This window comes from Pseudomonas sp. Snoq117.2 (genome assembly GCF_900110545.1).
In the GTDB taxonomy this organism is placed as follows: Bacteria; Pseudomonadota; Gammaproteobacteria; order Pseudomonadales; family Pseudomonadaceae; genus Chryseomonas; species Chryseomonas benzopyrenica.
The window spans coordinates 1,198,318-1,218,508 of sequence record NZ_FOED01000001.1 but is presented as its reverse complement, the minus strand read 5'-3'; the positions used below and the strand labels follow the sequence as shown (position 1 = coordinate 1,218,508).

At 65.3% G+C, this 20,191-nt stretch carries 24 protein-coding genes and 1 rRNA gene; 18 read left to right on the top strand and 7 right to left on the bottom strand.

Annotated elements, in window-relative coordinates; genetic code table 11:
- Nucleotides 1–192: 192 nt before the first annotated feature.
- The 6 genes from rrf (at nucleotide 193) to BMZ43_RS05910 (ending at nucleotide 4,133) form a co-directional block, all read left to right on the top strand.
- Nucleotides 193–308 (top strand): 5S ribosomal RNA (rrf, locus tag BMZ43_RS05935).
- 83 nt (nucleotides 309–391) lie between these two features.
- Nucleotides 392–1,339, top strand: coding sequence for a bifunctional biotin--[acetyl-CoA-carboxylase] ligase/biotin operon repressor BirA (birA, locus tag BMZ43_RS05930; protein ID WP_068383691.1), 948 nt, complete (start codon nucleotides 392–394; stop codon nucleotides 1,337–1,339).
- Nucleotides 1,329–2,081, top strand: a complete 753-nt coding sequence (locus BMZ43_RS05925) for a type III pantothenate kinase (protein ID WP_017638738.1) — start codon at nucleotides 1,329–1,331, stop codon at nucleotides 2,079–2,081. The genes birA and BMZ43_RS05925 overlap by 11 nt, the downstream gene beginning before the upstream one ends.
- Entirely contained in the window at nucleotides 2,078–2,257 is a 180-nt protein-coding gene (locus BMZ43_RS05920; RefSeq protein ID WP_017638739.1) for a hypothetical protein, read from the top strand. The genes BMZ43_RS05925 and BMZ43_RS05920 overlap by 4 nt, the downstream gene beginning before the upstream one ends.
- 28 nt (nucleotides 2,258–2,285) lie before the next feature.
- Nucleotides 2,286–2,744 carry a DUF3301 domain-containing protein gene (locus BMZ43_RS05915; protein ID WP_017638740.1) on the top strand — a complete coding sequence of 153 codons (459 nt, stop codon included), beginning with the start codon at nucleotides 2,286–2,288 and terminating at the stop codon, nucleotides 2,742–2,744.
- Nucleotides 2,745–2,843: 99 nt separating this feature from the next.
- Nucleotides 2,844–4,133 (top strand): MFS transporter, encoded by a 1,290-nt coding sequence (locus tag BMZ43_RS05910; RefSeq protein ID WP_064308909.1) that lies wholly within the window; start codon nucleotides 2,844–2,846, stop codon nucleotides 4,131–4,133.
- Between the two features lie 45 nt (nucleotides 4,134–4,178).
- Here BMZ43_RS05910 and BMZ43_RS05905 read toward each other — a convergent pair whose 3' ends face one another.
- The gene (locus tag BMZ43_RS05905) at nucleotides 4,179–4,646 is read right to left on the bottom strand and encodes a hypothetical protein (protein WP_064308910.1); all 468 of its coding nucleotides are present in this window, start codon (nucleotides 4,644–4,646) and stop codon (nucleotides 4,179–4,181) included.
- Between the two features lie 120 nt (nucleotides 4,647–4,766).
- Nucleotides 4,767–5,702, bottom strand: coding sequence for an alpha/beta hydrolase (locus tag BMZ43_RS05900; protein WP_064308911.1), 936 nt, complete (start codon nucleotides 5,700–5,702; stop codon nucleotides 4,767–4,769).
- Nucleotides 5,703–5,825: 123 nt separating this feature from the next.
- Between BMZ43_RS05900 and BMZ43_RS05895 the strand changes: the two genes are divergently transcribed.
- From BMZ43_RS05895 to BMZ43_RS05855, 9 genes are all read left to right on the top strand, one after another.
- Entirely contained in the window at nucleotides 5,826–6,344 is a 519-nt protein-coding gene (locus BMZ43_RS05895; RefSeq protein ID WP_064308912.1) for a hypothetical protein, read from the top strand.
- The gene (locus tag BMZ43_RS05890; protein ID WP_017638744.1) at nucleotides 6,341–6,739 is read left to right on the top strand and encodes a DUF3140 domain-containing protein; all 399 of its coding nucleotides are present in this window, start codon (nucleotides 6,341–6,343) and stop codon (nucleotides 6,737–6,739) included. Before BMZ43_RS05895 ends, BMZ43_RS05890 begins: the two co-directional genes overlap by 4 nt.
- 143 nt (nucleotides 6,740–6,882) lie before the next feature.
- Nucleotides 6,883–7,773: an EamA family transporter gene (locus BMZ43_RS05885; protein WP_093250912.1), complete on the top strand. Its 891-nt coding sequence runs from the start codon at nucleotides 6,883–6,885 to the stop codon at nucleotides 7,771–7,773.
- Nucleotides 7,774–7,829: 56 nt separating this feature from the next.
- Nucleotides 7,830–8,612 (top strand): DeoR/GlpR family DNA-binding transcription regulator, encoded by a 783-nt coding sequence (locus BMZ43_RS05880; protein WP_064308914.1) that lies wholly within the window; start codon nucleotides 7,830–7,832, stop codon nucleotides 8,610–8,612.
- Nucleotides 8,613–8,632: 20 nt separating this feature from the next.
- A complete protein-coding gene (locus tag BMZ43_RS05875) occupies nucleotides 8,633–9,766 on the top strand; it encodes an MFS transporter (protein WP_064308915.1) in 1,134 nt (377 codons plus the stop codon).
- Between the two features lie 67 nt (nucleotides 9,767–9,833).
- Nucleotides 9,834–11,882: an AsmA family protein gene (locus BMZ43_RS05870; protein ID WP_064308916.1), complete on the top strand. Its 2,049-nt coding sequence runs from the start codon at nucleotides 9,834–9,836 to the stop codon at nucleotides 11,880–11,882.
- A 138-nt stretch (nucleotides 11,883–12,020) separates the two neighbouring features.
- Nucleotides 12,021–12,257, top strand: a complete 237-nt coding sequence (locus BMZ43_RS05865) for a hypothetical protein (protein WP_017638749.1) — start codon at nucleotides 12,021–12,023, stop codon at nucleotides 12,255–12,257.
- Entirely contained in the window at nucleotides 12,254–12,475 is a 222-nt protein-coding gene (locus BMZ43_RS05860; protein WP_017638750.1) for a YgdI/YgdR family lipoprotein, read from the top strand. Before BMZ43_RS05865 ends, BMZ43_RS05860 begins: the two co-directional genes overlap by 4 nt.
- Nucleotides 12,476–12,488: 13 nt before the next feature.
- Nucleotides 12,489–12,890 carry a Rho termination factor N-terminal domain-containing protein gene (locus tag BMZ43_RS05855; protein ID WP_093250909.1) on the top strand — a complete coding sequence of 134 codons (402 nt, stop codon included), beginning with the start codon at nucleotides 12,489–12,491 and terminating at the stop codon, nucleotides 12,888–12,890.
- Nucleotides 12,891–12,945: 55 nt separating this feature from the next.
- Here BMZ43_RS05855 and BMZ43_RS05850 read toward each other — a convergent pair whose 3' ends face one another.
- From BMZ43_RS05850 to BMZ43_RS05835, 4 genes are all read right to left on the bottom strand, one after another.
- Nucleotides 12,946–14,139 carry a class I SAM-dependent rRNA methyltransferase gene (locus tag BMZ43_RS05850; RefSeq protein ID WP_064308918.1) on the bottom strand — a complete coding sequence of 398 codons (1,194 nt, stop codon included), beginning with the start codon at nucleotides 14,137–14,139 and terminating at the stop codon, nucleotides 12,946–12,948.
- Nucleotides 14,140–14,206: 67 nt separating this feature from the next.
- Nucleotides 14,207–14,446: a hypothetical protein gene (locus tag BMZ43_RS05845; protein ID WP_093250907.1), complete on the bottom strand. Its 240-nt coding sequence runs from the start codon at nucleotides 14,444–14,446 to the stop codon at nucleotides 14,207–14,209.
- A gap of 247 nt (nucleotides 14,447–14,693) precedes the next feature.
- Nucleotides 14,694–15,080, bottom strand: coding sequence for a Cu(I)-responsive transcriptional regulator (gene cueR, locus BMZ43_RS05840; RefSeq protein WP_017638754.1), 387 nt, complete (start codon nucleotides 15,078–15,080; stop codon nucleotides 14,694–14,696).
- The gene (locus tag BMZ43_RS05835; protein WP_093250891.1) at nucleotides 15,077–17,461 is read right to left on the bottom strand and encodes a heavy metal translocating P-type ATPase; all 2,385 of its coding nucleotides are present in this window, start codon (nucleotides 17,459–17,461) and stop codon (nucleotides 15,077–15,079) included. The genes cueR and BMZ43_RS05835 overlap by 4 nt, the downstream gene beginning before the upstream one ends.
- A gap of 111 nt (nucleotides 17,462–17,572) precedes the next feature.
- On the opposite strand from BMZ43_RS05835, the gene BMZ43_RS05830 reads away from it, so the two are divergent.
- On the top strand, nucleotides 17,573–17,767 hold the full coding sequence (locus tag BMZ43_RS05830; protein ID WP_093250889.1) for a cation transporter: 195 nt from the start codon (nucleotides 17,573–17,575) through the stop codon (nucleotides 17,765–17,767).
- On the opposite strand, the gene BMZ43_RS05825 is transcribed toward BMZ43_RS05830, so the two are convergent.
- Nucleotides 17,749–18,378, bottom strand: a complete 630-nt coding sequence (locus BMZ43_RS05825) for a TetR family transcriptional regulator (RefSeq protein ID WP_093250886.1) — start codon at nucleotides 18,376–18,378, stop codon at nucleotides 17,749–17,751. The genes BMZ43_RS05830 and BMZ43_RS05825 overlap by 19 nt on opposite strands.
- A 112-nt stretch (nucleotides 18,379–18,490) precedes the next feature.
- Between BMZ43_RS05825 and BMZ43_RS05820 the strand changes: the two genes are divergently transcribed.
- Nucleotides 18,491–19,663 carry a multidrug effflux MFS transporter gene (locus tag BMZ43_RS05820; protein WP_026083563.1) on the top strand — a complete coding sequence of 391 codons (1,173 nt, stop codon included), beginning with the start codon at nucleotides 18,491–18,493 and terminating at the stop codon, nucleotides 19,661–19,663.
- A gap of 68 nt (nucleotides 19,664–19,731) precedes the next feature.
- Nucleotides 19,732–20,118, top strand: a complete 387-nt coding sequence (locus BMZ43_RS05815) for an MAPEG family protein (RefSeq protein ID WP_017638759.1) — start codon at nucleotides 19,732–19,734, stop codon at nucleotides 20,116–20,118.
- Nucleotides 20,119–20,191: the final 73 nt, after the last annotated feature.

The window sequence follows — 20,191 nt, the reverse complement described above, 5'->3', positions numbered from 1 at the left end:
TAACCGATACTAATTGCCCGTGAGGCTTGACCATATAACACCCAAACAATCTGACCGCGGTCAGAGCGTGAGGAAGACGACGCCGAAAACGGCGCGTGGGTTCGCAAGACCCAAGACGAGTTGTCTACTTCGATCACCGACCCAATTGGGCCAGCCAGGTAAGCTTCAACGCCTGGCCAGCCAACCGAATTGCTTGACGAACATAGAGCATTGGAACCACCTGATCCCTTCCCGAACTCAGAAGTGAAACGATGCATCGCCGATGGTAGTGTGGGGTTTCCCCATGTGAGAGTAGGTCATCGTCAAGCGCCTAACACCCAGCACCCCCGCTCAGTTCACTCTGGCGGGGGTGTTGTCTTTGGGGCGGAAGAAAGTCGAACGGAGTTCGAGGATGCCGTTGCTGAAATTGCTGAGTGATGGAAAATTTCATTCCGGCGTCGAGCTTGGTGAGGCCCTGGGCGTCTCCAGGAGTGCCATCTGGAAGCGGCTGAAGACGCTGGAAGATGACCTGGGCGTCGAGGTGTTCAAGGTTCCGGGGCGGGGTTACCGCCTGGAAGAGCCCCTGTCGCTGCTCGATGCCGAACGGATCGCGGGGGAGGGTGGTTGGCCGGTAGCGGTCCTGGCTTCCATCGACTCCACCAATGCCGAGGCACAACGCCGTCTGCAACAACAGCAGCAAACGCCGTTCGCCTTGCTGGCCGAGCATCAGCAGGCCGGACGTGGCCGGCGTGGCCGCGCCTGGGTCAGTCCCTATGGCAAGAATCTCTATCTCACCGCCGTGGTCTCCAGCCAGGGCGGGATCCAGAAGCTGCAGGCCTTGAGCCTGACCATGGGCCTGGCGGTGATCCGTACCCTGCAACAGCTGGGAGTGGAGGATGCCTGGCTGAAGTGGCCCAACGACGTCCTGGTTCGTGGTCGCAAGCTGGCCGGTATCCTCATCGAATTGTCGGGTGATCCGCAGGACGTCTGCCAGGCCATCATCGGCATCGGTATCAACGTCAACATGCGCATGGCCAACGACATCGATCAGCCATGGATTTCCATGGCCGAGGTCCTGGGCGGTCTGCAGGATCGCAACCAGGTCGCCAGTCTGCTGCTGCGGGAGATCGACAGCCTGTGGCAGATTCACCGCCAATCCGGATTCGCCGCCCTGCGCGGCGAGTGGGAGCGTTATCATGGCTGGCAAGGTCGAGCGGTAACCCTGTCTTCGGGGGTTCGCTGTATTCAGGGCACAGTGGCAGGAGTTGCCGAAGATGGGGCTATCCTCATGCGCGTAGACGGGCAGACACAGGCATTCAGCGGTGGCGAATTGAGCCTGAGCCTAGATCATGATTCTTGAACTCGATTGCGGTAACAGCCTGATCAAGTGGCGACTGCTCGCCGCGGGAGCCGAAGTGGTCGACACCGGCATCGTCGACAGCGACGACGCCCTGATCGCGGCCCTGTCCCAGCCGGATGCTCCCACCCTGGCGGCCTGTCGGCTGGTCAGCGTGCGCAGCGACGAAGAGACCCAGCAGCTCAAGGAGCGGTTGACGGCGACCTTCGCCATCCCCTGTCACCAGGCCGTGCCGGTAGAGGTGTGGAATGGTGTGCGCAATGGCTATCGGGATCACCAGCGTCTGGGCATGGATCGCTGGTTGGTGATCCTGGCCGCGGTGCAACTGGCCGAGGGCAAGGCCTGCGTGGTCCTGGATCTGGGCACTGCGGTGACGGCCGATCTGGTCGACGCCCAGGGTGAGCATCAGGGCGGGTTCATCTGTCCGGGGATTCCGTTGATGCGTCGGGAACTGCAGACCCATACCCGTCGGATCCGCTACGATCCACATTGGGCCAGTGGTGAACGCTACGAGGCGCCGGGACGTACGACCATCGAGGCCGTGGAGCGTGGGTGTCTGTACATGCTCAAGGGCTTTGTCCGCACCCAGTACGAACTGGCTCAGGAGATGTTCGCCGAAGGCTGCGAGGTGTTTCTGACCGGGGGTGACGCGGAACTGGTCAAACATGTCGTTCCGGGCGCGCGGATCGTGCCCGATATGGTGTTTGCTGGATTGGCTTTGGCGTGTCCGCTCGAGAACGAATGATGCGTTGGTTGTTTCTGCTATTGGTGGTACTGAACGTTTTCTACTACATATGGCATCAACAGCAGGTGCCTTTGCTAGGTAAGGAAATCGCCCCTCTGACGCTGTACAAAGGCGAGCGTGAAAACATTCGTCTGTTGAACGAGACGGCATCTGGTGACGCTGCACGGCGTCAGTGACGGCGGTACCCTTCGATGAGGAGCGAAGATGCTGACGCTAGGTAATCTCTGCCTGTTGCTGGGCGCAGTCGGCATTGGTCTGTGGTTCTGGCACGCCCACGGCATTCGCGAGCAGGCACTGGTGCTGGCCGAGCAGGAGTGTCGTCGCCGCAAGGTCACGCTGCTCGATGGCGCCGTGGCCTTTTCCCGTTTTCGCTGGCTGGCCGATGCCAAAGGCCGCAAGCGCCTGGCGCGGTTGTTCTCCTTCGAATTCACCGTGACGGGAGAGGAGCGACTCGACGCCTCTCTGGCCCTGTTCGGCAAGACGCTGGCCAAGGTCGAGTTCGCGCCTTTCGTGGTGCCCGAGGTCGAACGCCCGGCGGCGGATTCGGTGGTGGCTTCGGCCCCTGCCTATCAGGCCAAGCCCGAGCACGGCCAGGTGGTCTATCTGGATCAATGGCGACAGCGCCAGCGTACCGAGACCAATAGGCGCCAGGAGCCGGAGTGATCCCCGGCACTATCTCCTGATATTTTTTTCCTTCCGTAGTCTGACGATCAGTTCCGGCTGATCCGTTCTGGCTTTCTGCTTCTTTTCATGTGATCCCTGATGTTCAGCCCTCTCGTTACCTTTCCTGCGCTCTATTTCGCCACCCTCCTGATGTTGGCCGGCTCCGGTCTGTTCACCACCTATATCGGTCTGCGACTGACTGAGCAGGGGGCAGGGGATTTCTGGACCGGCGCCCTGATGGCGGCCTACTACTTCGGGCTGGTGTGCGGCGGCAAGTTCGGCCATCGGCTGATCGCCAGTGTCGGCCATATCCGTTCCTATGTGGCCTGCGCCGGTGCGGCCACCGTTACCGTGCTCATTCACGCCCTGATCGACGACCTGAACGTCTGGATCGCGTTGAGATTCATCATGGGCGTGGTGATGATGAATCAGTACATGGTGATCGAGAGCTGGCTCAACGAGCAGGCGGAGAATCACCAGCGCGGCAAGGTGTTTGCCGGCTACATGGTGGCGGTGGACCTGGGGCTGGTGATCGGCCAGGCGCTGCTGGCCTGGCATCCGCAACTCGACTACAAGCCGCTGTTGCTGGTAGCCATCTGCTTCGCCTCTTGCCTGATTCCTCTGGCGATGACGCGGCGGGTGCACCCGGCCAAGCTGGTGGCGGCGCCGCTGGAGATCCGCTTCTTCTGGCAGCGGGTGCCCCAGTCACTGGTGACCATCTTTACCGCAGGCCTGCTGGTGGGGGGCTTCTATGGCCTGGCACCGGTGTTCGCCAGTCGCAGTGGCCTGGATACGGCGCAATCGAGCTTCTACGTCGGGCTGTGCATCGTCGCGGGCTTCTGCGCCCAGTGGCCGCTGGGCTGGCTGTCGGATCGACTCGACCGCTGCAAGCTGATCCGCGCCAATGCGGTGCTGCTGTGCCTAGCGGCGGTACCGCTGTGGGGACTGATCACCTTGCCCTATCCCTGGTTGCTGGCTGCGGGCTTCGTCTCGGGCATGCTGCTGTTCACCCTCTATCCGCTGGCGACCGCCTTTGCCAACGACCACGTCGAGCCCGAGCGGCGGGTGGAACTGTCGGCGATGCTGCTGACCACCTATGGCGTCGGTGCCTGCATCGGGCCGCTGCTGGCCGGCGCGGCCATGGAGCATTTCGGCCCGGGCACCTTCTATGTGCTGACCTCGGCCTATGCGCTGATCCTGATCGTCTTCGTGCAGCCCCGGTTCGTCAGTGGCGAGCACCGGCTGGACGCGGCACCGCTGCATCATGTGGCCATGCCGGATTCCGTCAGTCCGATGGCAGCGGCGCTGGATCCGCGTATCGACGAGGTGCCGCAGGAAATGGTGGTGGAGGCCCCCGCCAGCATCGGACCGGGTAGCGAGAAGACCTGATAGGCGAGCCCGGCGCGAGGCCAGGCAGGAAGGAGCGGGTAGCGCTTAGGCCTGACGGGTCTGGCCGGGCTTGATCAGGCGGTCCAGGGTCTGGGCCGAGCCGTTTTCGGCCAGGGCGCCCTCCTGCAGACGATGCTGCTGATGCTCGATCAGTCGACCCACGGGACGCTGACCGCTTTCTTCGGCCACTTCGTCGCCACCGAGACGCTGTTGTTGGTCTTCGATCACCTGGCCCAGGGGACGCAGACTGGACTCTTCGGCGATCCGGCGGTCCTGCAGTTGGCGTTGCTGCTGCTTGATGACTTCACCCAGCGGACGCAGGCTGGATTCTTCGGCCAGGGTGCGTTCCTGCAGACGTTGCTGCTGTTGCTTGATCAGATGGCCTAGCGGACGCTGGCTGGATTCCTCGGCGATCTGGGTGGCAGGGCTGGTGGGGGTGAAGGAGAAGTCCTGGGCGAAGGTGTTCAGGGCCAGGGCGGTCAGGGCGAAACCGAAGGCGATACGCAGGTTCATGATGGTGTCCTCTGGGGAAACTGTGCTGGAGTGAGTTCAGTATCCCGAGCAGGACCGCTCGAAAAAAATAGACTGGCGAGATAGTGACTATCAGCGCCGTCGATGCCTTTCAAAAAACCTCTAGCCTCCCGTCGATGATTCCTGCTTTTCCGCTTCGCTCAGGTGCGTGCCACCGAACAGCTCGCGCAGAGCGGCGGCATAGGCACGTGTGCCTATCACCATGCTGTTGGAATGGGTGCCGCCCGGGATCAACAGCAGCCGCTTGGGGGGTTGCGCGGCGGCATAGAGGGCCTCGCTGAAGCGGGGCGGCACATAGCGGTCGTCGCTGCCGTGAACGATGAGCACCGGGATATGGATCTCCGGGATCTTGTCCAGGGAATCGAATTTCTCCGTCATCAGCCAGCGCAGGGGAAAGCGGGTGTCGACCACCGCCGAGGCGGCATCGGCCAGGGTGGTGAAGGTGGATTCGATGATCAGACCGGCCGCGGCGGGATAGTCGCCCGTGGGATCCCCGTCGCGGGCGATGCGCCAGGCCAGATCCACCGCCACGGCGCCACCCAGGGAATGGCCATAGAGGTATCTCTTGCGCGGATCGGGCTGCAGGCTCTGCAGGTGCTTCCAGGCGACCCGGGCGTCCTGGTAGACGCTGCGTTCGGAGGGAACGTCGCCAGGACTTTCGCCAAAGCCGCGATAGTCGATGGCCAGCACCGAGTAACCCAGTTGTCGCAGGGTGGCGATGCGCCGGACCTGGGCGGTGAGATTCCAGCGGGTGCCGTGCAGATAGAGCAGGGTGGGGGCGTCCGGGCGCCGGGCGGGCCACCACCAGGCATGCAGGTAGTCGGTGCCGGTCAGACCGTCCGGGACCGGCAGATTGAACTGGCGGACGCCTTCCGGCACCCCGGTGAACCAGCTGGCATTGCCGGGCTCGATGCTGAACACCCATTGACGTTCGCGGTAGGCCAGTTCCGAGCAGCCATAGGGGACCCCGACACCCACCAGCAGGGTGACGAAGAGCAGCGGGATCAGGCGACGGCGGAGCAGGGTGGCAAGGGGCATGGGTTTCTCTGGATACCGGAAGACGCAGGGTAGGGGCGTTCGTCGCCTGGCGCGAACCCCCGTTTCGGTTGGACAGTCATCCTAGAGACAGCGACTGCAGTGACCCCACACCTGAGGTGAGCCATGAGTGCTACGGCCAAGAAGAGCGATCCCGAACTCTGGGAAAAGGTGAAGAAAGAGATTACCGAGGGCGACAAGGGCGGCAAGCCCGGCCAATGGTCGGCGCGCAAGGCGCAACTGGCGTCCCAGGAGTACCAGAAGCGCGGTGGTGAATACCAGGGCGGCAAGGGCAAGGACAATCATCTGCAACAGTGGACCGACGAGAAGTGGGACACCCGCTCCGGCAAGAAATCCGAAGAGACCGGCGAACGCTATCTGCCGGAAAAGGCCCGGGATTCCCTGAGCAAGGAAGAGTACCAGCGCACCACCGCCAAGAAGCGTCGCGACACCCGCCGCGGCAAGCAGCATTCCAAACAGCCGGCGGATGTGGCGCGCAAGACGGCGACCGCGCGTGAGTCGGGCCTGGCCGGTCTGACCAAGGACGAATTGATGAAGCGTGCCGCGCGTCGCGAGGTGCGGGGCCGGTCGCGCATGAAGAAAGACGAACTGGTGAAGGCGTTGCAAAAGGCAGGTGAAAAATGAGCACCAAGAAGGCTTCCAACGACGACAAGAAAGACGACAGGAAAGAGGTTCGCAGCGAATTCAAGCAGGTGGTCAACATGACCCCCAGCCAGCTGCGCAAATGGCTCAGCGGTGATACCAGCAAGGGTGTGGGCATGACCAAGGGCGGCAAGAAGGTCACGGCCGCCAACGATGGCAAGGCGGTCGGCCATGCCATGGGTGAGCGCATCCTGGAGCTCAAGGGCAAGCGCCAGGCCGAGCTGGAAGACGATGACTACCAGGCCATGCGCAAGGTCATCGGCTATGTGCATCGCCATCTCAAGCAGCGACCGGAGGGCGATATCGAAGACTCGCGCTGGCGCAAGTCGCTGATGAACTGGGGCCATGATCCCTTGCGCGACAAGCGCAGTGCCTGATCCCGACGAACCGCAGCCCAGGCTGCGGTTTTTCGTTGCTAGGGAGTGACTGGCCGAATTTGTGGGCAACTGTGACGCCGCAGCGCGGACGCAAAGGAGTAGGGTAGCCACCTATCTATCTGAAATCCTTCAAGGAGTTGTGAATGGCACCCCGGGATCTGTTGCTGGCATTGGTCGTCATCCTGGCCTGGGGGGTGAATTTCGTCGTCATCAAGGTTGGCCTGCATGGCGTACCGCCCATGTTGCTGGGCGCCCTGAGATTCTGTCTGGCGGCCTTTCCCGCCATTCTCTTCGTACGGCGACCCCAGGTGTCCTGGCAGCTGCTGCTGGCCTACGGCCTGACCATCTCGCTCGGCCAGTTCGCCTTCCTGTTCTCGGCCATGTACGTGGGGATGCCAGCGGGGCTGGCCTCGCTGGTGTTGCAGGCCCAGGCCTTCTTTACCCTGGCCTTCGCCGCCACCTTCCTGGGTGAGAAGGTACGGCGGGCGAGTCTGGTCGGGCTGCTGGTGGCGGCCTTGGGGCTGTTGCTGATCGGTACCGAGCATGGCGTCACCATGACCCTGGCCGGTTTTCTGCTGACCCTGGCGGCGGCGGCCATGTGGGGCCTGGGCAATATCGTCACCAAGAAGATCGGCAAGGTGGACATGCTCGGCCTGGTGGTCTGGGGCAGCCTGATTCCGCCCATCCCCTTCTTCATCCTGTCGTTGCTGCTGGAAGGCCCGGAACAGATCGCCACGGCGCTGACGTCGCTGTCGGGCGGCTCGGTCTTTGCCATCGTCTACCTGGCCTTTATCGCCACCCTGGTCGGCTACGGCATCTGGAGCCGGCTGCTGTCGCGCTATCCGGCGGGCCAGGTGGCGCCCTTTTCGCTGTTGGTGCCGGTGGTGGGGCTGACTTCCGCCGCGGTGCTGCTGGGGGAGCAGATGACCATCCAACAAGCGGTAGGTGGCCTGGCTGTCATGTTCGGCCTGTTGATCAATGTCTTTGGCGGTCGCTGGCTGGATACGCGGGACAAGGCCTCAGCCTCTGCATGATGTTGCACGTTTATAAATGATTGTGCATGATCTGCTGATCCTCCTGGAGTATCAGCATGACTGCATCCATCCACCTCCCCGAAGAACGCCAGGCCGCGATCCTGGCCCTGTTGCGTGAGCAGGGCCGGGTCCTGTCGGCCGAACTGGCCGCCACCTGGGGCATTTCCGAAGACAGCGTACGTCGCGACCTGCGTGAACTGGCCCGCCAGGGCCTGTGCCGCCGGGTGTACGGTGGGGCGCTCTCGCTGCTGACACCGCCGCAGGCACTGCCGGCGCGGATCAGCCAGGACGAGACGGCCAAGCAGGCGCTGGGCCACGCCGCGGCCAGGCTGGTACAGCGGGGGCAATTGCTGCTGCTGGATGCCGGCTCGACCAACCTGGCCATCGCCCAGGCGCTGCCCACGGATCTTGACCTGACCGTGGCCACCAATGCGCCGGTGATCGCCACGGCGCTGCTGCAGCGCCCGGGCATCCGGGTGCTGATGATCGGCGGCCTGGCTGCGCCGCAGTCCGGCGCCTGCCTGGGCGCCCGGGCCCTGCGTGACCTGCGTGGCGTGCGCGCCGACCTGGCCTTTCTCGGGACCTGCGCCCTGGCGGTGGAAACCGGGGTGACCGGCTTCGACCTGGAGGAGGCCGAGTTCAAGGCGGCCGTGGCCGAACAGAGCGCCCAGGTCGCCGTCGCGGTGACCGCCGAAAAGCTCGACAGCGTGGCCTTCTATCACGTGCTCCGGCTCGATCAGCTGAACCATCTGGTGTTGGAGCCGGGGTTGAGCGAGGAGCGCCTGCAGCCCTATCGCGATGCCGGCCTGCACCTGCATTCGCTCGCTAGCGACCGCTGATCTCTCGCCCAAGGATTCCCATGACCTCTGCCGTACTGCGTCGCCAACGCCGCGCCACCTTTACCGTCTTTCTCGCCAATGGTTGCGGGATCGGTGGCTGGGCGGCCGCCATTCCCGAACTCAAGCGCGATCTGGCGCTGGGCGACGGCCAGCTGAGTCTGGTGCTGCTGGCGGTCGCCCTGGGCGCCCTGCTGACCATGCCCTTCGCCGGGGTGCTGGTGCCGCGCCTGGGCGGTACCGGACGCCTCACCCGGCTGAGCATCCTGGCCTTCGTGCTGGTGCTGATCTGGCCTGGGGTGGCGCCGTCGCTGGGCTGGCTGCTGCCTTGCGCGCTGCTGCTCGGTGCCAGCAATGGCCTGATCGACGTGGCCATGAATGCCCATGCCAGCGATGTCGAAAGCCGCTGGAACGGCCCGCTGATGTCGTCCTTCCATGCCGCCTTCAGCCTGGGCGGATTTCTCGGTGCCGGCCTGGGGGCACTGGTGCTGCACCTGGGCGCCTCGGCGCTGGTGGTGTTGCTGGCCGCTGCCCTGGTGGCGCTGGTGCTGGCCTTGCCCGCCGCCCTGGCCCTGGACGAAGGCGATCGCAGCCCGGTGAGCCATGCCCTGCGGCTTCCGAATCGACGCGTACTGGCGCTGGGGTTGATCGCCATGGGCTGTCTGATGCTGGAAGGGGCCATGACCGACTGGAGCGCCGTCTACCTGGGCCAGGTGGGCGGCGCGAGTCCGGTGGTGGCGACCCTGGGCTATGCGGCCTTTTCGCTGACCATGCTGGTGGGGCGGCTGTTCGGCGACGGCATCCGCGCTCGCTTCGGCGGCCCCCAGGTGATCGTTGGCGGGGCCCTGCTGGCGACCCTGGGGCTGGCCCTGGCGGTAATCCTGCCGGCGCCCTGGACGGCGATCCTCGGCTTCGCGCTGGTCGGCCTGGGCCTGTCCAATGTGGTGCCCGCGGCCTTCAGCGCCGCCGGCCAGGTGGCCGAGACGCCGGCTGCGGGCATCGCCATGACCGCCACCGCCGGTTATCTCGGGTTCCTGCTCGGTCCGCCGCTGATCGGTGCCGTGGCGGGGCAGGTGGGACTGCGTGGCAGTCTGCTGTTGTTGACCCTGATCGGGGTGGCGGTGGCGCTGCTGGCGCTACGCCAGCGCAAGGCATGACGTCTATTCAGGGAACCCCGCTGCGCTGAGCAGACCCAAGAGGGAACGGAAATCCAAGGAGGCGGCCATGACGCGCCCACGCAAGATCCTCGCCTGGCTGCTGGGAATCATCCTGCTGCTGTTCGTGCTGGTGGTGGTGATCCTTGCCACCTTCGACTGGAATCGGCTCAAGCCGACCATCAACGAGCAGGTGTCGAGCGCCTTGCACCGGCCCTTCGCCATCGAGGGCAACCTGGGCGTGGTCTGGCATCGCGAGCCGGATCAGGGCGGCTGGCGCGCCTGGATTCCCTGGCCGCACATCGCCGCCGAGGACCTGACCCTGGGCAACCCGGACTGGGCCAAGGAAAAGACCTTCGTCCACCTCGACCGGGTGCAACTGCGGATCTCCCCGCTGGCACTGCTGGCCAAGCAGATCTATATCCCGCGCATCGACCTCAGCGGGCCGGTGGTCAATGCCCAGCGGCTGGCCGATGGCCGCAACAGCTGGACCTTCGAGACCGCCGAGAAGGACCCCAAGGCCGAACCCTCGGCCTGGACCGTAGATATCGGCACCATTGGCTTCGACGCCGGCCAGGTCGGCTTCGACGATGCCCAGACCGCCACCCGGCTAAGGGCGCGGATCACCTCCCTGGATGCCCCCATCGCCTACGCCGATCTGGTCGGCAAGCAGGGCACTTCGCGCCAGCGCTCCCACGTCAAGCAGACCCAGCCCTTCCAGTTCGCCCTGGCGGTGGAGGGCAGCTACAAGCAGGTACCGGTCAGTGGCCGTGGCCAGATCGGCGGCCTGCTGGCGCTGCAGGACGCCGACGTGCCTTTTCCCATCCAGCTCGATGCCCGGGCCGGCGAGACCCGCGTCCAGGTCTTTGGCACCCTGACCGATCCGCGGCGGCTGGGCGCCCTGGATCTGCACCTGGTGCTGGAAGGCAAGAGCCTGGCGCAGCTCTATCCGCTGACCGGGGTCACCCTGCCGGAGACGGCGCCCTATGCCACCGACGGCCATCTCACGGTCAAGCTCAACGATCCGGCGGGCGCCCGCTTCAGCTATGAAGACTTCAATGGCCGGGTCGGCAAGAGCGACCTGCACGGCGAGGTGCTGTTCACCGGCGGCAAGCCGCGGCCCAAGCTCAGTGGCACCCTGCGCTCCGATCAGCTGCTGTTCGAAGACCTGGCACCACTGATTGGCGCCGATACCAAGGAGCAGCAGGCGGCCAAGGGCGAGGCCAGCAAGCAGCCGGCGGACAAGGCGCTGCCGATCTCCGAATTCCGCACCGAGCGCTGGCGCGCCATGGATGCGGACGTGCGTTTCACCGGCAAGCGCATCGTGCAGAACGCGCAGCTGCCGATTACCGATCTCAACACCCACGTGCGCCTGACCGATGGCGTGCTGCTGCTCGACCCCCTGCGCTTTGGTGTGGCCGGCGGCGATCTGAACACCACGGTGCGCCTGGAAGGCGACAAGACGCCCCTGCAGGGGCGGGTCGATCTGCATGTGCGCCGGGTCAAGCTGAACCAGCTGTTCCCCACCGTGGAGACCATGAAGCGCAGCATGGGCGAACTCAATGGCGATGCCACCCTGAGTGGCACCGGCAACTCGGTGGCGGCATTGCTCGGCACCAGCAACGGCGAACTCAAGCTGCTGATGAACGACGGCCGCATCAGCCGCAGCTTGATGGAGCTCGCCGGACTCAACGTCGGCAACTATCTGGTCGACCGGCTGTTCGGCGATGACGCGGTGGAGATCAACTGCGCGGTCGCCGATCTCGATTTCAAGAAGGGCTTGGTGCAGCCCCAGGTCTTCGTGCTCGACACCGAGAATGCCCTGATCAACATCACCGGCACCATCAACCTGGCGAGCGAACGACTGGATCTGACCGTCGATCCCCACAGCAAGGGCTTGCGCATCTTCTCGCTGCGCTCACCGCTCTATGTGCGCGGCACCCTGAAGAATCCCGCGCCGGGGGTGAAGGCACTGCCCCTGGCGGCCCGTGGCGCGGCGGCGGCCTTGCTTGCCACCTTCGCGGCGCCGGCGGCCGGTCTGCTGGCGCTGGTGGCGCCCAGCAACGAGCAGGGCGCCCAGTGCAGTGCGCTGTTGCAACAGATGCGTACAGGGCGTTGAACTCCTGCGCTAGAGCCGGTTCGCGCGCCTTGACAGATGACCGTTCGGCGGCGTCTGACGGGTGGAAAAGAACCGCTCTGGTTGCCTAGGCTCTATAGAAATAACCCGAGTCGGGCAGCCTTTTCGCGGAGATCCCTCATGCGTGACGACACCGATAGCCACTACGAAATCCACTACAAACTGCTGGGCGAAAGCTATACCGACCGTATCAGCAATCTGGACGTGCCCATCACCGACGTGGTCCGTGACTTGGCCTGTCGGCACCTGGATGCGATCAACGACGAGCGCTTCCACCTGGCCGACATCGAGTCCGGTCAGGCGCTGGTGGCGCTGCACGATGTGTCCATTCATCGCGTCGCACCGGAAGCCCCATGAAGCGGCTACTAGGCGGTGGGTTGCTGGCCCTGACCCTGACGGGGCTGGCGGCCTGTTCCACCGAGACGGTAGTGACCCTGCAGGACGGTACCCAGTACATCACCGAAGATCGTCCCAACACCAAGACGGCCGACGGTTTCTATGAATTCACCGATGTGGCGGGTCGTCACGTGCGGGTGAAGGCAGCCGATGTAGCCACCATCAAGGCGGAAGACTAATCAGGAGACTGCCATGCCCCGCGGCGACAAATCCAAGTACAGCGACAAACAGGAACGTAAGGCCGAGCACATCGAGGAGAGCTACGAGAAAAAGGGCGTCTCCAAGGATGAAGCCGAAGCACGGGCCTGGGCGACGGTGAACAAGCAGTCCGGCGGTGGTGAAAAGGCAGATTCCGGCAAGGCCAAGAGTGGTACCGCCAAAAGCGCGGACCGCAAGGATTCCGCCCGGCGGGCGGTGGCGACCAAGCAAGGCCAGTCGCCCAACAGCGGTCGCGCTTCAGCGCGGCATTCGCGCACTGGCAGCACCTCGCTAAGTGACCTGACTCGCGATGAGCTGGTGAAGAAGGCGGCTGAGCAGAACGTCCGCGGTCGGTCGCGAATGAAGAAGGACGAGTTGATTCGTGCCCTGAGCTGAGGCAAAGACACAAATAAAAAAGCCGGACAATGTCCGGCTTTTCTTTGCCTGGCGTTTAGCTGGGTAGCAGACGGCAGGTGAGGCTCTTGATGTAGCGGGTCTCCGGGATGGCCGGGTGCACCGGGTGATCCGGGCCCTGAGCGCCGCGTTCGAGGATCTGCAGGTTGCGATCCAGATGGCGGGCGCTGCCGAGCAGGATGTTTTGCAGGTCGTCTTCGGGCAGGTGCATGGAGCAGGAGGCGCTGACGAGGATGCCGTCCTTGTTCAGCAGCCGCATGGCCTGTTCGTTGAGGCGGCGATAGGCGGCCTCGCCGTTCTTCAGGTCCTTGCGCTTCTTGATGAAGGCTGGCGGGTCGGCGACGATGACGTCGAATTTCTCTTCACCGGCCTTGAGTTCCTTGAGCGCTTCGAAGACATCGCCCTCGACGCACACCAGCTTTTCCGCCAGGCCGTTGAGGGTGGCGTTGCGTTCCACGCCGTCGAGGGCAAAGCCCGAGGCGTCCACGCACATGACCTCGCTGGCACCGAAGGCCGCGGCCTGCACGCCCCAGCCGCCGATGTAGCTGAACAGGTCGAGCACCCGCTTGCCTTCGACATAGGGCGCCAGGCGCGCACGGTTCAGGCGGTGGTCATAGAACCAGCCGGTCTTCTGGCCTTCGCGGACCGGTGCCTCGAAGCGCACGCCGTTCTCTTCCAGCGCTACCCAGTCCGGTACCTCGCCGTAGGCCACTTCCACGTAGCTGGAAAGACCCTCGGCCGTGCGGGCGCTGCCATCGTTCTTCCACAGCACGCCCTGGGGCTTGAACACCTGCAGCAGGGCGGCGAGGATGGCCTCGCGCTGGCGCTCCATGGTCGCCGAGGCGATCTGCACCACCAGGATATCGTTGAAGCGATCCACCACCAGGCCGGGCAGGAAATCCGCATCGCCATAGACCAGGCGATAGCAGTGGCTGCCGAACAACCGCTCGCGCAGGCTCAGGGCGACCTTGAAGCGATGCACCAGCAGCGACTTGTCCAGCGGATAGCCGGTGTCGCGGGAGAACAGGCGGGCGCAGATTAGGTTGTTGGGCGACAGCGCCACCAAGCCCAGCGGCTTGCCGCTGGTGGTTTCCAGGATGGCCTGGTCGCCCGGTTCGAAGGCGGTGAGCGGGGTGGCGACGACGTCCACCTCGTTGCTGTACACCCAGAGGTGCCCGGCGCGCAGACGGCGGTCGGCATTGGCTTTGAGGCGCAGGCGAGGCAGGGTCATGAATCACTCCAACGAAGGGGGCAAAAGCGCGGAATTATAGCGCAAAGCCACCTGCCTGGGCCGGCCGTCAGTCCCGCTGGCTGACCTCGATATCGCTCAGTCCGGCTTCCTGGGCACGACGGGCGATGCTCGGCTGGGCATGGCGCTCCCAGGGCGCATCGACCACCACCTGGGGTTCCTCGACGTGCTTGATCAGCAACTGCAGCAGCGCTTCCTCCTCGGTGACCGGCTCGAAGCTCTCCAGCTCGTGGCTGAGTGGCTCGCCATTGAGGCGATAGCGGATCTGGTAACGGTGCAGGGTCTGCATGGGGGTACCTCGGCAGCGGGGGATAAGCGATGGACTCCGCCAGGCGGCCGCGGTTGCGTCAGAACCTGTTAACGATCTGCTGCGCGTCGGCCAAACGGCGTTGAAAACGCCCTGGAAGGCCAGCCCCGTCAGAATGCTCATTTACCACTTGTAAACCCGAGCGCGGGTCCGATCCGCTTCCTCAGGCATTTTCGTGGGGCCGCCTAGGCCTTGTTTGGCTCTAGCTCGCGAGATCGTGAACAGGTCCTCAGCCGCCGAGGGTATCGAGGATCGGGCAGTCGGGGCTGGCATCGCCGTGGCAGCAGGAAACCAGTTCGCCCAGGGTGCTGCGCAGGCGGGTCAGTTCGGCGATCTTCAGATCCAGCTCGGCGATGTGCCGCTTGGCCAGCGCCTTTACGTCGGCACTGGCACGCTGCCGGTCCTGCCAGAGACTGAGCAACTGGCGGATCTCCTCCAGGCTGAAGCCCAGTTCCCGCGAGCGGCGGACGAAAGCCAGCACCCGCAGATCTTCGGCGCCGTACTGGCGATAGCCGCTGTCGGTACGCCCGGCAGGCGCCAGGAGACCGATGCGCTCGTAGTAGCGCAGCATCTTGGCGGTGAGCCCGCTGGCCTTGGCGGCCTGGCCGATGTTCATGACAAGAGATCTCCAGACGGGCGCCAGCGGCCGAGCAGTAGGGCATTGGCCAGGACACTGACGCTGGAAAAGGCCATGGCGGCGCCGGCATAGACCGGGTCGAGCAGGCCAAAGGCCGCGAGCGGCAGGCCGATGACATTGTAGACGAAGGCCCAGAACAGATTCTGGCGGATCTTGCGCTGGGTACGCCGGGCGATGTCCAAGGCCGCTACCACCTGGCGTGGATCCTCCTGCAAGAGGGTGATGCCGGCGGCATGGCGCGCGGCGGCGGTGCCCGAGCCCATGGCGATGCCCAGCTCGGCAGCGGCCAGTGCCGGGGCGTCGTTGAGGCCGTCGCCGACCATGGCGACGCCGCCCTGGGTCGCTTGCAGGCGGGCGACCACCGCGGCCTTGTCGGCGGGCAGTACCTCGGCCTCCCACTGCGCGATGCCCAGCGCCGCGGCTACCTGGCTGGCGCTGCCGCGGTTGTCACCGGTCAGCAGCCAGCTGTCGATGCCGTCGCGGCGCAACCGGGCGATGGCCGCATTGGCCCCTGGGCGAAGCTCGTCGCCAAAGGCCAGCAGGCCCAGCACCCGCGGTTGGGCGCCGGTTTCCAACAGCCAGGACAGGGTCAGTCCCTGGTCTTCCCAGGCGCGAGCGGCGTCGGCCAGGGGGCCGGCGTCCAGCTGCCGTTCGGCCAGCAGGCGGGCATTGCCCAGCAACAGCGGCCGTCCTTGCCAACTGCCCTGGAGGCCGCGGCCGGGGAGGGCGCGGACGTCCTGGGCGGGCGGAGTGTCCAGGTCACGGTCACGACAGGCGAAAAGCACCGCTGCGGCCAGGGGGTGTTCGCTGCCGCGTTGCAGGCTGCCGGCCAGACTCAGCAACTCGGCTTCCTCGATGCCAGGCGCCGTGGCCAGGTGGCGTAGGCGCAACTGGCCGGCGGTCAGGGTGCCGGTCTTGTCGAAGACCACGGTGGTGATGCCCTGAGCGCGCTCCAGGGTTTCGGCGTCCTTGATCAGGATGCCGTGACGCGCCGCCACTCCGGTGCCGGCCATCAGCGCGGCTGGCGTCGCTAGACCCAGGGCGCAGGGGCAGGCGATGACCAACACGGCGACGGCGGCGAGCAGGCTGGGCTCCAGGGCGTGACCGGCCAGCAGCCAGCCGAGCAGGGTGACCAGCGCCAGGGTCACCACCACGGGGACGAACACCCGGCTGATGCGATCCACCAGTTGCTGGATGGGCGCCTTGGTGGCCTGGGCGTCTTCCACCAGGCGGATGATGCCGGCCAGCACCGTCTCGCCACCCAGGGCGGTGACCTCGACCTGCAGATTGCCCTCGCCATTGATGGCGCCACCCACCACCTCGTCGCCGGGGCCCTTGGCGACCGGGCGGCTCTCGCCGGTGAGCAGGGCTTCATCCACCTGGCTTTCGCCTTGCAAGATGCGGCCATCGGCGGGGATGCGTTCACCCGGACGAAGCTGCAGGCGATCGCCCAGGCGCAGCCGGTTGAGGGCGACCTCCTCTTCGTTGCCGTCGGCATCCAGGCGGCGGGCGCTTTCGGGGCGCAGAGCTTCCAGAGCGCGCAAGGCCGCGCCAGTACGGCGCTTGGCACGGGTCTCCAGATATTTGCCCAAGCGCACCAGGGCGATGACCATGGCCGCCGTCTCGAAGTAGAGATGGGGGCTGCCCTTGACCAGCCAGAGATAGAGACTCAAGCAGTAGGCGGCGCTGGTGCCCAGGGCGACCAGCACGTCCATGTTGCCACTGCGGGCGCGCAGGGCATGCCAGGCGCCACGATAGAAGCGCGCGCCGATGAGGAATTGCACCGGTGTCGCCAGCAGAAATTGCAGCCAGGCGGGCGGCATCAGGTGCCAGCCGAAGGGCGTCAGCAGCATGGGCAGGATCAGCGGCGCGGCCAAGAGCAGCGTCAAGGCCAGCTCCAGGCGTTCCCAGCGCAGGCCCTGACGTACCGGGGCAGGGCGGTCGTCTTCGGCCAGGCGATCCTCGGCGCCGTAACCCGCCGCTTCTACCGCGACGATCAGGGCCTGCGTCTCGACCGCGGCCAGGGTCTTCACCCGGACTCTTTCGCTGGCCAGATTGACCTCGGCGGTCAGCACCCCGGGCACCGTACGCAAGACCTTTTCGATACGCCCGGCGCAGTTGGCGCAGCTCATGCCGGACAGTGACAGGTCATGCTCGACCTCGGCCACCCGGTAGCCAGCCGCGCTGACCGCCTCGGCCAGCGCCGGTGCCGCGTCGATTGGCGCGCTGACGCGAGCCTTTTCGCTGGCCAGGTTGACGCCGGCCGCACTGACGGCCGGGACCTTCTGCAGGGCGCGCTCGACCCGCCCGGCGCAGGCCGCGCAGGTCATGCCGCTGATGGAGAGTTCGAATTCGTGCATGGGCACCTCCTAAGCTCAGTGTTGACCTTGACCTCGGGTCAAGGTCAACACTGGAACCCGGTCCTGGCGCTGGCGTCAGGAGAAAGAGGTCAAGACAGACAGGAGCAGACCATGCATGTCATCAAGGTAGTCGGAATGAGTTGCGCCCACTGCGTGAGCGCGGTCGAGGCGGCGGTCCTCAAGGTCGATGCCCGGGCGCGGGTCGAGGTGGATCTGCAGGCGGGCGAGGTGCGCATCGACAGCGCCGCGGTGGCTGCGCCCTTCCGCGCGGCCATCGAGCAGGCGGGCTATACCGTCGTCGACTGAGTCCAGTCGCGCACGATGGCGCGGAAAAAGGTGGTGAACACCTGATCGGCGGCCAGCAGCGGGGCGAAAGTCTGTTCGTCGCGCAGCAGATCGGAGAGGGTGCCGAGAAACAGGCTGTGCAGCATCCGACTGGCCAGTTGCGGCGTCACGCCCGGCTGCAGGCGGTGCGCCTGGGCGGTGAAGAGGGCGTCGGTAATGCGAATGAACTGCCGCAGGAACTGCAGATCGCGTTCTTCGGCCTCGCGCAGCTCTTCGGTGAATTCGCAGCGGTGCAGCATGATCGTCATCACCCGCTGCTCGCGGCCAGGCTGGGTGAACTTCGCCATGCCTTCGATGCACAGTTTGAACAGCCGTTGCAGGCTATCTTCCTCGCCGTCGACGCGCAGGCGTTCGCTCAGTTCGTCGGCGGGGATCCTTATCGGGCTAAGCATTTCGTGGAACAGGTGGGCCTTGTTCTGGAAATGCCAGTACACTGCACCCCGGGTGACGCCGCATTCGCGGGCGATCATTTCCAAGCTGGTACGCGCCACGCCATTGGTCAGGAACAGGGCTTCCGCCGCATCGAGAATGGCTTGGCGGGTCTGTTCGGCTTCTTCTTTCGTACGACGCATGGGCGATCTGACTGGCAGTGGGTCTGCCACGCAGTCTAGCGCGCCTCGGCGCTTTTACAAACATGATTGTATGTAACTGCGCGACACTTCCGCTTCCATCGGATCAGGCTTCATGACTTTTCGCTTATTGTTGATTCTCGGGGCCCTTTCGGCCTTCGCTCCCTTCGCCATCGATATGTACCTGCCCAGCTTCCCGTCGCTGGCACTGTCGTTCGCCACCGACATCGAACACGTGCAGCTGAGTCTGGCGGTGTATTTCGCCGGTCTGGCCAGCGGCCAGCTGTTCTATGGCCCCCTGGCGGACCGCTTCGGTCGCCGCCTGCCGCTGCTGATCGGCATCGGCCTGTTCTGCCTGGCGTCGCTGGGCTGCGCCCTGGCGCCGAGTCTGCCCTGGCTGATCGCCGCGCGCTTCGTCCAGGCCCTGGGCGGTTGCGCCGGCATGGTGATCGCGCGAGCCGTGGTGCGGGATCTCTGCGAGCCCATGGCCGCGGCGCGGGCCTTCTCGCAGATCATGCTGGTGACCGGGATCGCCCCCATCATCGCGCCCTTCGCCGGCAGCCTCCTGCTCAGCACCTTTGGCTGGCAGGCGATCTTCGTCAGCCTGGCGCTGTTCGCCGCCGCCTGCGGTACCGCCGTGGCGCTCTGGTTGCCCGAGTCCTTGCCGGCGCACCATCCACGGCCGCCGCTGCGGGGGGCCTTGCGCAACTACCTGCGGCTGCTGCGTGATCGCACCTTCATCGGCCACACCCTCACCGGCGGCATCGCCATGGCCGGCATGTTCGCCTACATCTCCGGCTCGCCCTTCGTGCTGATCGAACTCTACGGCGTCAAACCCGAGCACTACGGCTGGGTCTTCGGCCTCAACGCCGCTGGCTTCATCCTGCTGGGGCAGCTCAATGCCCGCCTGGTGGTCCGCCAGGGACCGGCCTTCTGGTTGCGTCGCGCGGTGGTGGCCTATGCCGCGGCGGGGCTGGTCCTGCTGCTGGTGGGTGCCTTCCAGCCCAAGGCGCTGCCGGTGCTGATGATTCCATTGTTCTGCGCCATCGCCCTGCTCGGTGGCATCGTGCCCAACGCCTCGGCCTGCGCCCTGGCGGGGCAGGGCGCCAATGCCGGCAGTGCCTCGGCGCTGATGGGCAGTCTGCAGTTCATCCTGGCGGCGCTGGCCTCCAGCAGCGTGGGCGCGCTGCACAACGGCACCGTGGTGCCCATGTGCGCGGTGCTGGCGCTCTGTGCGGTGGCGACCGCGCTGATGGCCCGGTGGACCCATAGATCCACACCCACCTGAAGCGGAGTGGATTTTTCCCGGCCAGGCAGGTCAGATAGGCGAACCCTCACACTTCCAGGGACGCCGACATGACCTTCGCCTACTGGTGCATCTTCCTCGTCTATCTCGTGCCCTATGGCGCGGCCTATTACGCCAAGTTCAAGGGCAGCGGCTTCACGCCCGAGGACAATCGGGATCCGCGCAGCTTCCTCGGCAAGCTGGAAGGCGCCCGGGCCCGGGCCAATGCCGCTCAGCAGAACGCCTTCGAGATCAATCCGCTGTTCGCCGCGGCAGTGATCGTCGCCCACGTCACCGGTGGCGCCGACCAGGGCACCATCAACTTCTGGGCCTTCCTCTTCCTGCTCAGCCGCATCGCCTACACCTGGCTGTATATCCGCGACCACGCCACCCGCCGTTCCCTGGCCTGGGCCGGTGGTTTCTTCTGCTGCCTGTGCCTGTTCATCGCCGCAGCCTGAACCTGCGGTGAGCCGACGTCATCGGTCTTGACCGGCGGCGTCGGCTCCGGCTTCATTAGCGGCCTATCTTTCC

What these genes read in the sequence shown, in the direction of transcription:
- BMZ43_RS05885 (WP_093250912.1), top strand. Translation starts at nt 6,883, where the DNA reads ATGGCACCCCGGGATCTGTTGCTGGCATTGGTCGTCATCCTGGCCTGG.
- BMZ43_RS05835 (WP_093250891.1), bottom strand. Translation starts at nt 17,461, where the DNA reads ATGCACGAATTCGAACTCTCCATCAGCGGCATGACCTGCGCGGCCTGC.
- BMZ43_RS05905 (WP_064308910.1), bottom strand. Translation starts at nt 4,646, where the DNA reads ATGAACCTGCGTATCGCCTTCGGTTTCGCCCTGACCGCCCTGGCCCTG.
- BMZ43_RS05860 (WP_017638750.1), top strand. Translation starts at nt 12,254, where the DNA reads ATGAAGCGGCTACTAGGCGGTGGGTTGCTGGCCCTGACCCTGACGGGG.
- BMZ43_RS05910 (WP_064308909.1), top strand. Translation starts at nt 2,844, where the DNA reads ATGTTCAGCCCTCTCGTTACCTTTCCTGCGCTCTATTTCGCCACCCTC.
- birA (WP_068383691.1), top strand. Translation starts at nt 392, where the DNA reads ATGCCGTTGCTGAAATTGCTGAGTGATGGAAAATTTCATTCCGGCGTC.
- BMZ43_RS05855 (WP_093250909.1), top strand. Translation starts at nt 12,489, where the DNA reads ATGCCCCGCGGCGACAAATCCAAGTACAGCGACAAACAGGAACGTAAG.
- BMZ43_RS05900 (WP_064308911.1), bottom strand. Translation starts at nt 5,702, where the DNA reads ATGCCCCTTGCCACCCTGCTCCGCCGTCGCCTGATCCCGCTGCTCTTC.
- BMZ43_RS05865 (WP_017638749.1), top strand. Translation starts at nt 12,021, where the DNA reads ATGCGTGACGACACCGATAGCCACTACGAAATCCACTACAAACTGCTG.
- BMZ43_RS05825 (WP_093250886.1), bottom strand. Translation starts at nt 18,378, where the DNA reads ATGCGTCGTACGAAAGAAGAAGCCGAACAGACCCGCCAAGCCATTCTC.
- BMZ43_RS05890 (WP_017638744.1), top strand. Translation starts at nt 6,341, where the DNA reads ATGAGCACCAAGAAGGCTTCCAACGACGACAAGAAAGACGACAGGAAA.
- BMZ43_RS05880 (WP_064308914.1), top strand. Translation starts at nt 7,830, where the DNA reads ATGACTGCATCCATCCACCTCCCCGAAGAACGCCAGGCCGCGATCCTG.
- BMZ43_RS05845 (WP_093250907.1), bottom strand. Translation starts at nt 14,446, where the DNA reads ATGCAGACCCTGCACCGTTACCAGATCCGCTATCGCCTCAATGGCGAG.
- BMZ43_RS05895 (WP_064308912.1), top strand. Translation starts at nt 5,826, where the DNA reads ATGAGTGCTACGGCCAAGAAGAGCGATCCCGAACTCTGGGAAAAGGTG.
- cueR (WP_017638754.1), bottom strand. Translation starts at nt 15,080, where the DNA reads ATGAACATCGGCCAGGCCGCCAAGGCCAGCGGGCTCACCGCCAAGATG.
- BMZ43_RS05850 (WP_064308918.1), bottom strand. Translation starts at nt 14,139, where the DNA reads ATGACCCTGCCTCGCCTGCGCCTCAAAGCCAATGCCGACCGCCGTCTG.
- BMZ43_RS05870 (WP_064308916.1), top strand. Translation starts at nt 9,834, where the DNA reads ATGACGCGCCCACGCAAGATCCTCGCCTGGCTGCTGGGAATCATCCTG.
- BMZ43_RS05830 (WP_093250889.1), top strand. Translation starts at nt 17,573, where the DNA reads ATGCATGTCATCAAGGTAGTCGGAATGAGTTGCGCCCACTGCGTGAGC.
- BMZ43_RS05815 (WP_017638759.1), top strand. Translation starts at nt 19,732, where the DNA reads ATGACCTTCGCCTACTGGTGCATCTTCCTCGTCTATCTCGTGCCCTAT.
- BMZ43_RS05925 (WP_017638738.1), top strand. Translation starts at nt 1,329, where the DNA reads ATGATTCTTGAACTCGATTGCGGTAACAGCCTGATCAAGTGGCGACTG.
- BMZ43_RS05875 (WP_064308915.1), top strand. Translation starts at nt 8,633, where the DNA reads ATGACCTCTGCCGTACTGCGTCGCCAACGCCGCGCCACCTTTACCGTC.
- BMZ43_RS05915 (WP_017638740.1), top strand. Translation starts at nt 2,286, where the DNA reads ATGCTGACGCTAGGTAATCTCTGCCTGTTGCTGGGCGCAGTCGGCATT.
- BMZ43_RS05920 (WP_017638739.1), top strand. Translation starts at nt 2,078, where the DNA reads ATGATGCGTTGGTTGTTTCTGCTATTGGTGGTACTGAACGTTTTCTAC.
- BMZ43_RS05820 (WP_026083563.1), top strand. Translation starts at nt 18,491, where the DNA reads ATGACTTTTCGCTTATTGTTGATTCTCGGGGCCCTTTCGGCCTTCGCT.